Below are 14,992 nucleotides of genomic sequence, written 5' to 3' on the forward strand. Positions count from 1 at the left end.
AGGACTATCCTGAAAACCGTTACCCGGACGTTCATCACACGCCAAAAAGGAGCCAGCTCATGTGTGTTCGCCAACTGCGCAACCCGATTTTTTGCCTGATCCCGCCGTACATGCTCGACCAGATCGCCCGCCACGGGGATAAAGCCCAACGGGAGGTCGCATTACGCACGCGCGCCAAGGACAGCACGTTCCGCTCGTTGCGTATGGTCGCGGTACCCGCCAAGGGCCCGGCCCGCATGGCACTGGCCGTGGGCGCCGAGAAGCAACGCTCGATCTACAGTGCCGAAAACACCGACAGCCTGCCCGGCAAGCTGATTCGCGGCGAAGGGCAGCCCGCCAGTGGCGATGCCGCGGTGGACGAAGCCTATGACGGCCTGGGCGCAACCTTCGACTTTTTCGACCAGGTCTTCGACCGCAACTCCATCGACGATGCGGGTATGGCGCTGGACGCCACGGTGCACTTCGGCCAGGACTATAACAATGCGTTCTGGAATTCGACCCAGATGGTGTTCGGCGATGGCGACCAGCAGCTGTTCAACCGCTTCACCGTGGCACTCGACGTCATTGGCCATGAGTTGGCCCATGGCGTGACCGAGGATGAAGCCAAGCTGATGTATTTTAATCAATCCGGTGCGCTGAACGAGTCGTTGTCGGATGTGTTTGGTTCGCTGATCAAGCAGTACGCGCTGAAGCAAAAGGCCGAGGACGCCGACTGGTTGATCGGCAAGGGGCTGTTTACCAAAAAGATCAAGGGCACGGCGCTGCGCTCGATGAAGGCGCCAGGCACTGCGTTTGATGACAAGCTGCTGGGCAAAGACCCGCAGCCTGGGCACATGGATGATTTTGTGCACACTTACGAGGACAATGGTGGCGTGCATATCAATTCTGGCATTCCCAACCACGCGTTCTATCAGGTGGCCACCCGGATTGGCGGGTTCGCCTGGGAGCGTGCCGGGCGTATCTGGTATGACGCACTGCGCGATTCGCGGTTGCGGCCCAATTCCGGGTTTTTGCGTTTTGCACGTATCACGCACGATATTGCCGGCCAGCTTTATGGTGTGAACAAAGCTGAGCAAAAGGCAGTCAAGGAAGGCTGGAAAGCGGTGGGCATAAACGTTTGACGAAGCCGCCTGTGCGGCGAGGAACAGCCATGCGAATTTCGATCAAGGAAAGCGGCGGACCGGCGTTTTTTCCGGGGTTGGCCAAGCCGCGCACGGTGGAGTTGGACGCGCTGCCCGAGCCTGATCAGCAGGAGTTGCGGCAACTGATTGAAGCGTCGGATTTTTTCAAGTTGCCACAAAGTACCGATCCCGAGCCTGGCAACCCAGGCCGGGTGCATTACACCCTGACAGTGGCGGAGGGCAAGCGTGAGCACACGGTTTGTGTGCTCGCGCCGGTGAATCCCCCGGCACTGGACGGGTTGGTGCAGTGCGTGCGACGGCATAGTCGGGGCTGACTTGGGCCTATTGGCTAGATGAGCTCAGCAAGATCAGATGGGCTGAAGGCTTTCAGGCTGGAGGTCTCTCCCGTGCGAATTTTGCTGGCCCACTGTGGGTCGCTCAGTAATGCGCGGCCAACGGCGATGAGGTCAAATTCTTCGCGTTCAAGCCTGTGCACTAGATTATCCAGGCTGGCGGGTTGAGAGCTTTCGCCTCCGAAGGCGGCAAGAAAGTCCCCGGACAGGCCGACCGAGCCCACGCTGATGGTCGCCGCGTCGGTGAGTTTCTTGGCCCAGCCGGCGAAGTTCAGCCCCTGCTCGCCATCCAGTTCGGGAAATTCGGCTTCCCAGAAACGCCGTTGTGAGCAATGCAGGATATCGACACCCGCTTCCACCAACGGCACCAGCCAGTCCGACATGGCGTTCGGCGTGGTCACCAGGCGCGCGCTGTAATCCTGCTGCTTCCACTGGCTCACCCGCAATATCACGGGGAACGCCGGGCCTACTGCTGCACGTATCGCCTTGACCACCTCTGCGGCGAAACGCGAGCGCTCCTTGATGGATGCGCCATTGAACTGGTCGGGACGCTGATTGGTGCCTTCCCAGAAGAACTGATCGAGTAAGTAACCGTGTGCACCGTGTATTTCAACGGTATCAAACCCTAACCGTTTGGAGTCGGCAGCCGCCTTGGCGTAAGCCGCAATCGTATCGGCGATGGCTTCATCACTCATCGCGTCACCGCGTGGCGTACTGGGTGCGGCGAGGCCGGAAGGGCCTTCGATACCTGTCTCGGGCGCCCAGTCGTTGAAGGGATTGCCCACCGATCCGACATGCCAGATTTGCGGCCCCATTTTGCCGCCTGCCGCATGCACGCCGTCGATGACCTGTTTCCAGCCCGCCAATGCCTGGTCGCCATGGAACAGCGGGACGCCGGGGTCGTTACGTGCGCCGGGGCGATCAATGGCGGTGCCTTCTGAGAGAATCAGCCCGACGTCGTGTTCGGCACGTCGGCGATAATAGGCGGCGACGTTTTCTTCTGGTACACCGGTGGGGGAAAACGAACGGGTCATGGGTGCCATGACGATGCGATTTTTCAGGGCCAGGGATTTCAGCGCAAATGGCTGAAACAAAGCATCCAGATTCGTAACACTCATTGCCAGAGACTCCATTTGAAATGAGTCTTGATAGTATATTGTGTATACCTAATATCAATTAGGCACTTTAAAGCTATCAGGTATCCCAGAGGAAACCACATGCTCGATCATGACCCGGCGCTGACTCAAGACGGTACCGTGCCCAAGGTATTCAAAGCCGATTGCTCCAGCCGATTATTGCTTGATCAGATCACCGACAAGTGGTCGGTGCTGATACTGGGCTCTTTGTGCGAAAAACCGTTGCGCTTCAATGAAATCAGGCGTCGCCTGGACGGCATCACGCAAAAAGCTCTGACCCAGAGCCTGCGCCGTCTTGAGCGCAGTGGCATTCTGGCGCGCCGGGTCATCGCGTCTTCGCAGGTGGCGGTGGAGTACAGCATTACGCCGCTGGGGGGGACGCTGGAAGAGCCGTTCAAGGCGCTTTACGCCTGGACGCTCAGCCATTCGGAAGCGGTGCTGCAGGCGCAGGCGGCGTTCGATGCGCGCACCGACGACGCCTAGCCGTTGCAGCTTTACTTGCGGTCCAGCCACACCGTTTGTGCGTTGCAGAACTCGCGTACACCGAAGTGCGACAGCTCGCGGCCGAACCCGCTTTTCTTCACGCCGCCAAACGCCACCCGCGGGTCTGAGACGCTGAACGCGTTGACAAAGACCCCGCCGGTTTCCAACTGATCGGCAATAGCCCGCGCCTTTGCCGAGTCGCTGGTGAAGATGCTCGCGGTCAGGCCAAACTCGCTGTCATTGGCCAGCGCCACGGCGTGCTCGGCGTCGCGGGCGGTGATGATCGAGGCCACGGGGCCGAACAGTTCCTGTTTGAACGACGTCATTTGGTCGGTAACGTCGGCCAGTACGGTCGGTTCGTAGTAATTGCCCGCGCCCGCGACTTTATGGCCACCCAGCAGCAGCGTGGCGCCTTCTGCCAGGGTCGCCTGGACCTGGCCGTGCAGTTCGTCACGCAGATCAAAGCGCGCCATGGGGCCGATATAGGTGGCGGTCGAGGTGGGTTCCCCCATTACCAGGGCGCGGCTGGCTTCTAGGAATTTGGCGGTGAAGGCTTCAACCACGCCCGCTTCGATGATCAAGCGCTTGGCGGCGGCGCAGACTTGGCCGCTGTTCTGGAAGCGGCCGATGACGGCGGCTTGTACGGCGGCGTCGAGGTCAGCGTCGTTGAGCACGATAAAGGGGTCGGAGCCGCCTAGTTCCAGCACGCATTTCTTCAACGCGGCCCCGGCCTGTGAGCCGATGGCGATGCCGGCGCGCACGCTGCCGGTGAGCGTCACGGCGGCGATGCGTGGGTCGGCGATGGCGGTGGACACGCCGTCCTGGGTTACGTTGATGACTTCAAACACGCCTTCGGCAAAACCGGCTTTGCGCAACGCTTGCTGGATCAGGTAGGCGCTGCCCATTACGTTGGGCGCATGTTTGAGCACGTAGGTGTTGCCGGCAAGCAGGGTCGGCACCGCGCCGCGCAGTACTTGCCATACCGGGAAGTTCCACGGCATTACCGCGAGGATCGGGCCCAGTGGGCGGTATTCGATCCGGGCGCTGCCGTTGTCCACCAGGGTGGGCTCCGGGGCGAGCATGGCCGGGCCGTGGGCGGCGTACCATTCGCTCAGTTGGGCGCACTTTTCGATTTCGGCACGGGCCTGGGCGATGGGTTTGCCCATTTCCAGGGTGATCATTTGCGCCATGTCTTCAGCTTGCTCACGCAGGGCGGCAGCCAGGGCCAGCAGGTATTCGGCGCGCTGGCTCACAGGCGTGCGGCGCCAGGTGCGGAAGGCATCGGTCGAGCGGGCGAGGGCGGCGTTCAGCTGTTCCGCGCTTTCATAGGGGTAGCTGCCGACTGTTTCGCCGCTGGCGGGGTTGATCGACAGGGCGTGGGTCTGGTGGGAGATAGCATTGTTCATGGCACCGTCCGGCTGAATGAGGAATGGGGCCAGCGTACGGGGCTGTATGTTTTCTGGAAACTGAATAATATTAAGCAATACGTTCATGAATGGAGAATGAATTGGATATTAGATCGTTCCCACGCTCTGCGTGGGAATGCATCCCATGACGCTCCGCGTCAAAGACCTATGCGCCAACGATCGGACGCGGAGCGTCCGAGGCAGCGTTCCCACGCAGAGCGTGGGAACGATCATGTACATGATTGGAGAATGATTTGGATCTGGTGCAGCTGGAAATCTTCAAGGCCGTTGCCGAGCAAGGCAGCATCAGCGCCGCCGCGCAGTTGATTCATCGCGTGCCATCGAACCTCACCACGCGCATCAAACAACTGGAGCAGGACCTGGGCGTGGAGTTGTTTATCCGCGAGAAAAGCCGCCTGCGCCTGTCGCCGGCCGGGTGGAATTTCCTTGGCTATACGCGGCGCATTCTCGACCTTGTGCAAGAAGCCCGTGCGACGGTGGCGGGGGAGGAGCCCCAAGGCGCCTTTGCCCTGGGCTCGCTGGAGAGCACGGCGGCCGTGCGTATACCTGCGTTACTGGCGGCGTATAACCAGCAATACACCAAGGTCGAGCTAGACCTGAGCACGGGTCCCTCGGGCACCATGATCGAAGGTGTGCTGTCGGGCCGGCTGACGGCGGCCTTTGTCGATGGGCCGGTGCTGCATTCCACGCTAGAGGGTGTGGCGGTGTTCGAGGAAGAGATGGTGGTGATTGCGCCACTGCATCACGCGCCGATCACCCGCGGCCAGGATGTGAATGGCGAGAACATCTATACGTTTCGCTCCAACTGCTCTTACCGGCATCACTTCGAACGCTGGTTCTCACAGGATGGCGCGGTGCCGGGCAGGATCTTCGAGATCGAGTCGTACCACGGCATGTTGGCCTGTGTCAGCGCCGGGGCCGGGCTGGCGCTGATGCCACGCAGCATGCTGGAGAGTATGCCGGGGTGTGCGGCGGTGAGTGTGTGGCCGCTGCCCGACACATTTCGTATCTTGAATACCTGGCTGATCTGGCGGCGGGGCACGGTGTCACAAAGCTTGAACAGCTTCGTAAAACTGCTGGAAGAACGCAATCTGCCAGCATCCTAGATCAAATGTGAAAGCTGGCTTGCCTGCGATAGCGGTGTGTCAGTCAATGAATCTTTAACTGAACCGCCTCTATCGCAGGCAAGCCAGCTCCCACAGGTGTCGTACATCAGCCGCCGAACTGCAGGGTGCCCATGGCCAGTTTGGCCATGATTGCCGTCGCGCCCAGTTGTACCAGCCATAACGCCAACCCACCGAGGAATACTCCCAGCGCAACCTGCAACACCAGGCTCTTCTGGCGCTTGGCTTGCGGTGCGCGTGGGGCGTAGTCGTGCAGTTCGTCGCGGTCGGCGCGCAGGTCCAGGTCATCGTTTCTCATTAGGGTTCTCGCAGCAAAGAGGCAGTCGGCGTTCAGTCTAGTGTGTTCGCCAATAAAAAGGGGGAAGCCAGTGGCTTCCCCCTTCGTCTTACGTTTGCCGGCTTGCTTACAGCACCTCGACAATCGCCTTGGTCACGGCACCAATGTTCGATTGGTTCAGCGCCGCTACGCAGATACGGCCGGTATCCAGTGCGTAGATACCAAACTCGCTGCGCAGACGGGTGACTTGCTCAACGCTCAAACCGGAGTAGGAGAACATCCCGCGCTGGCGGCCAACGAAGCTGAAGTCGTGACTTGGCGCGGCCTTGGCCAGTTCGGCGACCATCTGCTCGCGCATACCGCGGATGCGCAGGCGCATCTCGGCCAGTTCGGCTTCCCACTGGGCACGCAGTTCCGGATTGTTGAGTACCGCGGCGACGATGGCTGCGCCGTGGGTCGGCGGGTTGGAGTAGTTGGTGCGAATCACACGCTTGACCTGGGACAGGATGCGCGCGCTTTCTTCTTTGGAGTCGCTGACGATCGACAGCGCGCCTACGCGTTCGCCATACAAGGAGAACGACTTGGAGAACGAGCTGGACACAAAGAAGGTCAGGCCCGATTCAGCGAACAAGCGCACCGCGGCGGCGTCTTCGTGGATGCCGTCGCCGAAGCCCTGGTAGGCCATGTCGAGGAACGGCACCAGGTTCTTGGCCTTGACCACGTCCAGCACGTTTTGCCAGTCGGCCGGGCTGAGGTCGACGCCGGTCGGGTTATGGCAGCAGGCGTGCAGCACCACGATGGACTGTGGCGGCAGGGCGTTGAGGTCTTCGAGCAGGCCGGCACGGTTCACGTCGTGGGTGGCGGCGTCGTAGTAGCGGTAGGCCTGCACCGGGAAACCGGCTTTTTCAAACAGCGCCTGGTGGTTTTCCCAACTTGGGTCGCTGATGGCGACGACGGCGTTGGGCAGCAGTTGCTTGAGGAAGTCGGCGCCGATTTTCAGCGCGCCTGTGCCGCCCACGGCCTGGGCGGTAATCACACGGCCGGCGCTCAACAGCGGCGACTCAGCGCCAAACAGCAGCTTTTGCACGGCTTGGTCGTACGCCACGATGCCGTCGATTGGCAAGTAGCCACGGGCGGCATGTTGCGCCACACGAATGGCTTCCGCTTCGGCAACGGCACGCAAGAGTGGAATCTTCCCCTCCTCGTTGCAGTAAACGCCCACGCCAAGGTTCACCTTGGTGGTCCGTGTGTCGGCGTTGAATGCTTCGTTGAGGCCCAGGATTGGATCGCGTGGTGCCATTTCGACAGCGGAGAACAGGCTCATTTTTGCGGCAGCTCTATGGGGGGTAGGAGGGACGTGTCGCGCTCCAGCCGAATGCACTAGAGCGGTGCACAAACGGGGAGCTAGTATAGAGGCCATCACGGCTGAGAGCGACAACGGAAACGGCTTTTCGGCCATGTTTTTCGGTTTATTTGCTGACCGTTAGTCTTATTGCAACATTGGCGAGCAAGGTCGCGTAGGACGACGGCCTTGAAACCCGTCACATTTGACACCACTTCTACAGCTATCATGGTTTTTTCCTGCAACCTGCGATGATTATTCGCGGGTTGCTGAGCTATTTCGTCCCTGGCGGTGTCGAGTCTGGGGTGACTTCACGAGGTACGTTATGTCGGATTTCCAGCTCGTTACCCGTTTTGAACCCGCCGGCGATCAACCGGAAGCCATTCGTCAGATGGTCGAAGGCATTGAAGCCGGCCTGGCGCACCAGACGCTGCTTGGGGTGACCGGGTCCGGCAAGACCTTCAGCATCGCCAACGTGATCGCCCAGACCAACCGCCCGACCCTGGTGCTGGCGCCGAACAAAACCCTGGCGGCGCAGCTCTATGGCGAGTTCAAGGCGTTCTTCCCGAACAACGCGGTGGAGTATTTCGTTTCCTACTACGACTACTACCAGCCCGAAGCCTATGTGCCGTCGTCCGATACCTTTATCGAGAAGGATGCGTCGATCAACGACCACATCGAGCAGATGCGCCTGTCGGCCACCAAGGCACTGCTGGAGCGCAAAGACGCGATCATCGTCACCACGGTGTCGTGCATCTACGGCTTGGGCAGCCCGGAAACCTATCTGAAGATGGTGCTGCACGTCGACCGTGGTGACAAACTCGACCAGCGCGAATTGCTGCGGCGCCTGGCGAGCTTGCAGTACACCCGTAACGACATGGATTTTGCCCGCGCCACCTTCCGGGTGCGCGGCGATGTGATCGACATCTACCCGGCGGAATCCGACCTGGAAGCGATTCGCATCGAGCTGTTCGATGATGAGGTCGAAAGCCTGTCAGCCTTCGACCCGTTGACCGGTGAAGTGATCCGCAAGCTGCCACGCTTCACCTTCTACCCCAAAAGCCATTACGTGACCCCACGCGAAACCTTGATGGGCGCCATCGAGGGCATCAAGGTCGAACTGGCCGAGCGCCTGGAATACTTGCGCTCCAACAATAAGCTGGTGGAAGCCCAGCGCCTGGAGCAGCGCACTCGCTTCGACCTGGAGATGATCCTGGAACTGGGTTACTGCAACGGCATCGAAAACTACTCGCGTTACCTGTCGGGCCGTGACTCCGGGGCGCCGCCACCGACGCTCTATGACTACCTGCCGCCGGACGCCTTGCTGGTGATCGACGAATCCCACGTCAGCGTGCCGCAGGTGGGCGCCATGTATAAGGGCGACCGTTCGCGCAAGGAAACCCTGGTGGAATACGGTTTCCGCCTGCCGTCGGCGCTGGACAACCGGCCGATGCGCTTTGACGAGTGGGAAGCCATCAGCCCGCAGACCATCTTCGTCTCCGCTACGCCCGGCAACTATGAAGCCGAGCACGCGGGCCGCGTCATCGAGCAACTGGTACGTCCCACTGGCCTGGTGGACCCGGAAATCGAAATCCGCCCCGCGCTGACCCAGGTCGACGACTTGCTCTCGGAAATCAACAAGCGTGTGGCCCTGGAAGAGCGGGTGCTGGTCACCACTCTGACCAAGCGCATGTCCGAAGACTTGACTGATTACCTGGCCGACCACGGCGTGCGCGTGCGTTACCTGCACTCGGACATCGACACTGTGGAACGCGTGGAAATCATCCGCGACCTGCGCCTGGGCACCTTTGATGTGCTGGTGGGGATCAACCTGCTGCGCGAAGGCCTGGACATGCCGGAAGTGTCGCTGGTGGCGATCCTGGATGCGGACAAGGAGGGCTTCCTGCGCTCCGAACGCTCGCTGATCCAGACCATCGGCCGAGCGGCGCGGAACCTCAATGGGCGGGCGATCCTGTATGCGGACCGCATCACCGGTTCCATGGAGCGTGCGATTGGCGAGACCCAGCGTCGTCGCGACAAGCAGATCGCGTTCAACCTGGAACACGGCATCACCCCCAAGGGCGTGTTCAAGGACGTTGCCGACATCATGGAAGGCGCCACCGTGCCAGGCTCGCGCAGCAAGAAGCGCAAGGGCATGGCCAAGGCTGCCGAGGAAAGTGCCAAGTACGAGAACGAACTGCGCTCGCCGAGTGAGATCACCAAGCGGATTCGGCAGTTGGAAGAAAAAATGTACCAGCTGGCGCGGGATCTGGAGTTTGAAGCGGCGGCGCAGACGCGTGATGAGATTGGCAAGTTGCGTGAGCGTCTGTTGGCTGTTTGATTTGCGTAGATTGGGCTGGCCTCATCGCGGCCAAGCCCGGCTCCCACATTGATCTGTGAACACGGTCAATGTGGGGGCTGGCTTGCCTGCGATGGCCGCGCCTCGGTTTTCCAGAAATCACCCAGGCTGTTACCATTCGCCCCTTGTTTCAATTTTCAGTTATATCGCCCATTCGAGACCTGCCATGACCACCGTCCGCACGCGCATTGCGCCATCGCCTACTGGGGATCCCCACGTCGGTACTGCTTACATCGCCCTGTTCAACTACTGCTTTGCCAAGCAGCATGGCGGTGAGTTCATCCTGCGGATCGAAGACACCGATCAACTGCGCTCCACCCGTGAGTCCGAACAGCAGATTTTCGATGCCCTGCGCTGGTTGGGCATTACCTGGGCTGAAGGTCCGGATGTCGGCGGCCCGCATGGCCCGTATCGCCAGAGCGAGCGCAGCGACATCTACAAGCAGTACACCCAGCAACTGGTCGATATGGGCCATGCCTTCCCGTGCTTCTGCACCGCCGAAGAACTGGACCAGATGCGCGCCGAGCAACAGGCCCGTGGCGAAACTCCGCGCTACGATGGCCGTGCGCTGCTGTTGTCCAAGGAAGAAGTGGCTGCGCGCCTGGCCGCCGGTGAGCCTCACGTCATTCGTATGAAAGTGCCAAGCGAAGGCGTATGCGTGGTGCCGGACATGCTGCGCGGTGACGTCGAAATCCCGTGGGACCGCATGGACATGCAGGTGCTGATGAAGACCGACGGCTTGCCGACGTACTTCCTGGCCAACGTGGTCGATGACCATCTGATGGGCATCACCCATGTGCTGCGCGGCGAAGAGTGGCTGCCATCGGCGCCGAAACTGATCCTGCTGTACGAATACTTCGGCTGGGAGCAACCGCAGCTGTGCTACATGCCGCTGCTGCGTAACCCGGACAAGAGCAAGCTGTCCAAACGTAAGAACCCGACGTCGGTGACGTTCTACGAGCGCATGGGCTTTATGCCTGAGGCGATGCTCAACTACCTGGGTCGCATGGGCTGGTCTATGCCGGACGAGCGCGAGAAGTTCTCGCTGCAGGAAATGGTCGACAACTTCGACCTGTCCCGCGTCTCCCTCGGTGGGCCGATCTTCGATATCGAGAAGCTGTCGTGGCTCAATGGTCAGTGGCTGCGTGACTTGCCCGTGGAGGAGTTTGCCTCCCGTGTGCAGCAGTGGGCATTGAACCCCGAGTACATGATGAAAATTGCGCCGTTGGTGCAGGGCAGGGTAGAGACGTTCAGCCAGGTCGCACCCTTGGCCAGTTTCTTCTTTGCTGGTGGCGTGAATCCCGATCCCAAGCTGTTCGAGTCCAAGAAGCTTTCCGGTGATCAGGTGCGCCAGCTGATGCAGTTGATTCTGTGGAAGCTTGAAAGCCTGCGTCAGTGGGAGAAGGATGCGATCACCGCGACCATCCAGGCGGTGGTGGAATCCCTGGAGCTAAAACTGCGCGATGCCATGCCGCTGATGTTTGCCGCAATCACCGGGCAGGCCAGTTCGGTGTCGGTGCTTGATGCGATGGAAATTCTCGGCCCGGACTTGACTCGTTTCCGTCTACGCCAAGCCCTTGATTTGCTTGGGGGTGTATCGAAGAAAGAAAACAAGGAATGGGAAAAGCTGCTGGGCGCTATCGCTTAAGCAGGCCGCTTAGGGCACGAAACCCCGGTTTTTCGGGGTTTCGTCGGTAAGTGATTGTTATCCCGGCAAAAAATTTTGGAAATTGTTGAAAATAAATTTGACACGTTCCCAAACCGCCATTAAGATTCGCCCCGTCCTCACCGATGAGGGGCTATAGCTCAGCTGGGAGAGCGCTTGCATGGCATGCAAGAGGTCAACGGTTCGATCCCGTTTAGCTCCACCAATTTCCAGGTTCAAGGTTCCGGCCACACCGTCCTTGAATTGATCAGGTCTCAGCTCTGATCAGATGTACAGAAGGTTTTGTCCCCTTCGTCTAGTGGCCTAGGACACCGCCCTTTCACGGCGGTAACAGGGGTTCGAGTCCCCTAGGGGACGCCAGTTTCAACAAGCAGCTCGAAAGGTCTGCTGCGTCGCGAGACGAAAAATCCGGGGCTATAGCTCAGCTGGGAGAGCGCTTGCATGGCATGCAAGAGGTCAACGGTTCGATCCCGTTTAGCTCCACCAATTTTACAGGTTCAAGGTTCCGGCCACACCGTCCTTGAATCGATCAGTTCTCAGCGCTGATCAGTTGTATAGAAGGTTTGTGTCCCCTTCGTCTAGTGGCCTAGGACACCGCCCTTTCACGGCGGTAACAGGGGTTCGAGTCCCCTAGGGGACGCCACGATTACCCGCTCTGCGGGATTTTTAAGGGTCATTCAATTATTGAATGGCCCTTTTGTTTGTCTGGCGTTTGGCCAATTCCCTCCTTTATTACCCATTTTTCTGTTCTGACCGGCGGTCGTGCTTGTCGCTTGCCAAATATTATTATGGTAATAATATTAAACCCATGAGAGACGGAGGCTACGATGAGCGATAAAAAAGCGCAAACCCGCGAACGTATTTTGCAGGCTGCCAGCGCGGCGTTGATCCAGCGTGGCCCGGCTGAGCCCAGTGTGGGCGAAGTGATGGGGGCGGCTGGGCTGACGGTAGGAGGCTTCTACGCGCACTTTGAAAGCAAAGACGCACTGATGCTGGAAGCGTTCAACCAGTTGTTGGCGCAGCGCCGCGCCTCCATCGATGACTTGGATGACCAGCTGACCGGCGAAGAGCGCCGCACGTTGGTCGCCGCGTTTTATCTGTCACGCAAGCACCGCGACTCCACGACCCAGGCCTGCCCGTTGCCCGCGACGGTGGGGGAGATGGGGCGCTTACCGGACGCTTTTCGCGAGGTCTTGAACGAGCACGTCGAGTTGATGGCTGCGCAACTGGCCGGCAGCCCTGAAGAGATCGACAAAGCCCTGGCGGACATGGCCTTGATGGTCGGGGGGCTGACCCTGGCGCGGGCGCTGGGGCCGGGCGAGTTATCGGATCGGGTGATACGTGCGGCCAAGTCGGCGGTACGCTGAAAAAGGGGACGCGAGATGGGCGCATTGACCTGGGTTCGTGGTTTCAATGGCACGGTGGGGCGCCTTGCGCCGCATGCGGTCGCCAGCAAGATGCGTCGCACCTTCATGACCCCGCGCGATCTGCCGCCGCGTGACTGGGAGTTGCCGCTGTTGGCCCAGTCGGAGCGCATCACCCTGCGTTTCGGCCTGTCGGCGTTGCGATGGGGGCATGGCCCGGCGGTGCTGCTGATGCATGGCTGGGAAGGCCGGCCCACCCAGTTCGCTAGCTTGATCACGGCGTTGGTCGACAACGGCTATTCGGTAATTGCCCTGGACGGTCCCGCTCACGGCCGTTCGCCAGGGCGTGAAGCCCATGTACTGCTGTTTGCCCGCGCCATGCTTGAGGCGGCGGCCGAGCTGCCGCCGCTGTATGCGGTGGTCGGCCATTCCATGGGCGGCGCCAGTGCGATGTTGGCGGTGCAGTTGGGGTTGCGTACGCAGGCATTGGTCAGCATTGCCGCACCGTCGCGCTTTCTGGATGTGCTACGCGGGTTCACCCGCATGGTCGGCTTGCCGCCACGGGCGCGCTCAGCCTTTATCCAAGAGGTGGAGTTGAGCATGGGCATGGCGCTCAAGCATTTGGACGTGGCCCACTACCAACTGAACATTCCCGGCCTGATCGTCCACGCCGAAGACGACACCTTTGTTCCGGTCAGGGCGGCTCAAGCCATTCACGAAGCCTGGTTCGACAGCCGCCTGCTGCGCCTGGAGCAGGGCGGCCACCAGAAAGTGCTCGCCGACCCGCAGGTCATCGATGCTGTGCTCGCCCTATTGGCCGGCTGCCGTCTACAGGAGCGCCAGATCGCCTGATACACTGCCCCGCCGACATCAATCGACTGGAGCAAGGCATGGGCTGGGATTTGGCAACGCCGTTCATCATCGATCTGCAGGTTGCGGCTGAGGACATCGACGGCCTGGGGCACGCCAATAATGCGGTGTACGTCTCATGGCTGGAGCGTTGTGCCTGGCGCCATTCCCAGCGCCTGGGGCTGGACCTCACCGAATACCGCCGCCTCGACCGCGCCATGGCCGTGGTACGCCATGAGATCGACTACCTGGCGGCAGGCTATGAGGGCGATGAGTTACAACTGGCCACCTGGATCGTCGACTGGGACCAGCGCCTGAAGATGACCCGCCGTTTCCAACTGGTACGCCCCCGTGACGGCGCGACCCTGCTGCGCGCGCAAACAACCTTCGTATGTATTGAGTTGTCCAGCGGCAAGCCCAAGCGCATGCCCGCCGAGTTTATTGAAGGTTACGGCCCCGCCCTGACAGGGGGTTAACGGTTGCCGCGGGAAACCCAGTAAACTGCGCCACGATTTTTGTTGAGTGTTTTCCATGCAAATTGCTTTGGCGCCCATGGAGGGGTTGGTCGACAACATCCTGCGGGACGTGTTGACCCACGTGGGCGGTATCGACTGGTGCGTGACCGAATTTATCCGGGTCAACGACCGCCTGCTCACGCCTGCCTATTTCCACAAGCTCGCGCCTGAACTGCTGCACGGTGCCCACACGGCGGCGGGTGTGCCGTTGCGGGTGCAGTTGCTCGGTTCTGACCCGGTGTGCCTGGCGGAAAATGCCGCCCTGGCCTGTGAGCTGGGCTCTGAGGTCATCGACCTGAACTTCGGTTGCCCGGCCAAGACCGTGAATAAATCCCGAGGTGGCGCGGTGCTGCTCAAGGAGCCGGAGCTGCTCAACCAGATCGTCGAGCATGTGCGTCGTGCCGTACCGGCGCATATTCCCGTGACCGCCAAGATGCGCCTGGGCTTCGACAGCCCGGATGGCGCGCTGGTGTGCGCCACGGCCCTGGCCGAGGGCGGCGCGGCGCATATCGTGGTGCATGCGCGCACCAAGGCCGATGGCTACAAGCCGCCGGCCCATTGGGAATGGATCCCGCGGGTGCAGGACGTGGTCAAGGTGCCGGTGTTTGCCAATGGCGATATCTGGAGCGTCGAAGACTGGAAGCGCTGCCGCGAAATCAGCGGCGCCGAAGACATCATGCTGGGCCGTGGCCTGGTGGCGCGGCCCGACCTGGCGCGGCAGATTGTGGCGGCCAAGGCCGGCGAAGACGTGGTCGAGATGACCTGGGCGCAGATGCAGCCGATGCTTCAGGAGTTCTGGCGCCAGTCGGTGGCGCAACTCACGGAAAAGCAGGCGCCCGGCCGCTTGAAACAGTGGCTGGCGATGCTCACGCGCAACTACCCGGAGGCAGTGGAGTTGTTCACGGCCCTGCGCCGCGAGACGGACTTGGGCCAAGTCAGCCGCCTGCTGGGCATGCCGCATCCAACAGCCGTTTAA

14 protein-coding genes and 4 tRNA genes are annotated in these 14,992 nt (G+C 60.7%); 14 read left to right on the plus strand and 4 right to left on the minus strand.

The window, feature by feature from the left end; all coding sequences use genetic code 11:
- Nucleotides 1–59 precede the first annotated feature (59 nt).
- Nucleotides 60–1,121, plus strand: a complete 1,062-nt coding sequence (locus BMH52_RS00625; RefSeq protein ID WP_014719172.1) for a M4 family metallopeptidase — start codon at nt 60–62, stop codon at nt 1,119–1,121.
- Between the two features lie 29 nt (nt 1,122–1,150).
- The gene (locus BMH52_RS00630; RefSeq protein ID WP_072433780.1) at nt 1,151–1,456 is read left to right on the plus strand and encodes a protealysin inhibitor emfourin; all 306 of its coding nucleotides are present in this window, start codon (nt 1,151–1,153) and stop codon (nt 1,454–1,456) included.
- A 14-nt stretch (nt 1,457–1,470) separates the two neighbouring features.
- Here the strand turns inward: BMH52_RS00630 and BMH52_RS00635 are convergent, their stop codons facing one another.
- Nucleotides 1,471–2,592, minus strand: a complete 1,122-nt coding sequence (locus BMH52_RS00635) for an NADH:flavin oxidoreductase (RefSeq protein WP_038450893.1) — start codon at nt 2,590–2,592, stop codon at nt 1,471–1,473.
- A 99-nt stretch (nt 2,593–2,691) separates the two neighbouring features.
- On the opposite strand from BMH52_RS00635, the gene BMH52_RS00640 reads away from it, so the two are divergent.
- Nucleotides 2,692–3,093, plus strand: coding sequence for a helix-turn-helix domain-containing protein (locus BMH52_RS00640; RefSeq protein WP_038450891.1), 402 nt, complete (start codon nt 2,692–2,694; stop codon nt 3,091–3,093).
- A gap of 11 nt (nt 3,094–3,104) precedes the next feature.
- Here the strand turns inward: BMH52_RS00640 and BMH52_RS00645 are convergent, their stop codons facing one another.
- Nucleotides 3,105–4,499, minus strand: coding sequence for an aldehyde dehydrogenase family protein (locus BMH52_RS00645; protein ID WP_073842709.1), 1,395 nt, complete (start codon nt 4,497–4,499; stop codon nt 3,105–3,107).
- A gap of 254 nt (nt 4,500–4,753) precedes the next feature.
- Here BMH52_RS00645 and BMH52_RS00650 point away from each other — a divergent pair, with 254 nt between their 5' ends.
- Nucleotides 4,754–5,626 carry a LysR family transcriptional regulator gene (locus tag BMH52_RS00650; protein WP_019820847.1) on the plus strand — a complete coding sequence of 291 codons (873 nt, stop codon included), beginning with the start codon at nt 4,754–4,756 and terminating at the stop codon, nt 5,624–5,626.
- A 106-nt stretch (nt 5,627–5,732) separates the two neighbouring features.
- On the opposite strand, the gene BMH52_RS00655 is transcribed toward BMH52_RS00650, so the two are convergent.
- Together BMH52_RS00655 and BMH52_RS00660 are read right to left on the minus strand one after the other, a co-directional pair.
- Nucleotides 5,733–5,942, minus strand: a complete 210-nt coding sequence (locus BMH52_RS00655; RefSeq protein WP_005789784.1) for a hypothetical protein — start codon at nt 5,940–5,942, stop codon at nt 5,733–5,735.
- A gap of 106 nt (nt 5,943–6,048) precedes the next feature.
- Nucleotides 6,049–7,245 carry an amino acid aminotransferase gene (locus BMH52_RS00660; protein WP_073842547.1) on the minus strand — a complete coding sequence of 399 codons (1,197 nt, stop codon included), beginning with the start codon at nt 7,243–7,245 and terminating at the stop codon, nt 6,049–6,051.
- Between the two features lie 343 nt (nt 7,246–7,588).
- On the opposite strand from BMH52_RS00660, the gene uvrB reads away from it, so the two are divergent.
- From uvrB to BMH52_RS00710, 10 genes are all read left to right on the plus strand, one after another.
- A complete protein-coding gene (gene uvrB / locus BMH52_RS00665) occupies nt 7,589–9,604 on the plus strand; it encodes an excinuclease ABC subunit UvrB (protein ID WP_003192575.1) in 2,016 nt (671 codons plus the stop codon).
- Between the two features lie 184 nt (nt 9,605–9,788).
- On the plus strand, nt 9,789–11,270 hold the full coding sequence (gene gltX / locus BMH52_RS00670; RefSeq protein WP_019820852.1) for a glutamate--tRNA ligase: 1,482 nt from the start codon (nt 9,789–9,791) through the stop codon (nt 11,268–11,270).
- Between the two features lie 147 nt (nt 11,271–11,417).
- Nucleotides 11,418–11,493: transfer RNA gene (locus tag BMH52_RS00675), tRNA-Ala, on the plus strand.
- A gap of 79 nt (nt 11,494–11,572) precedes the next feature.
- Nucleotides 11,573–11,648: transfer RNA gene (locus BMH52_RS00680), tRNA-Glu, on the plus strand.
- Between the two features lie 50 nt (nt 11,649–11,698).
- Nucleotides 11,699–11,774, plus strand: a tRNA-Ala gene (locus tag BMH52_RS00685).
- Between the two features lie 81 nt (nt 11,775–11,855).
- A tRNA-Glu gene (locus tag BMH52_RS00690) sits at nt 11,856–11,931 on the plus strand.
- 184 nt (nt 11,932–12,115) lie between these two features.
- The gene (locus BMH52_RS00695) at nt 12,116–12,655 is read left to right on the plus strand and encodes a TetR/AcrR family transcriptional regulator (RefSeq protein WP_014719166.1); all 540 of its coding nucleotides are present in this window, start codon (nt 12,116–12,118) and stop codon (nt 12,653–12,655) included.
- Nucleotides 12,656–12,670: 15 nt separating this feature from the next.
- Nucleotides 12,671–13,504, plus strand: a complete 834-nt coding sequence (locus BMH52_RS00700) for an alpha/beta hydrolase (protein WP_019820855.1) — start codon at nt 12,671–12,673, stop codon at nt 13,502–13,504.
- Nucleotides 13,505–13,542: 38 nt separating this feature from the next.
- Nucleotides 13,543–13,977, plus strand: a complete 435-nt coding sequence (locus BMH52_RS00705) for a thioesterase family protein (protein WP_020300953.1) — start codon at nt 13,543–13,545, stop codon at nt 13,975–13,977.
- Nucleotides 13,978–14,032: 55 nt separating this feature from the next.
- Nucleotides 14,033–14,992, plus strand: a complete 960-nt coding sequence (locus BMH52_RS00710) for a tRNA-dihydrouridine synthase (RefSeq protein ID WP_073842548.1) — start codon at nt 14,033–14,035, stop codon at nt 14,990–14,992.

Origin of the sequence: Pseudomonas sp. BTN1, assembly GCF_001907715.1 — a bacterium.
GTDB classification, from domain to species: Bacteria; Pseudomonadota; Gammaproteobacteria; order Pseudomonadales; family Pseudomonadaceae; genus Aquipseudomonas; species Aquipseudomonas paracarnis.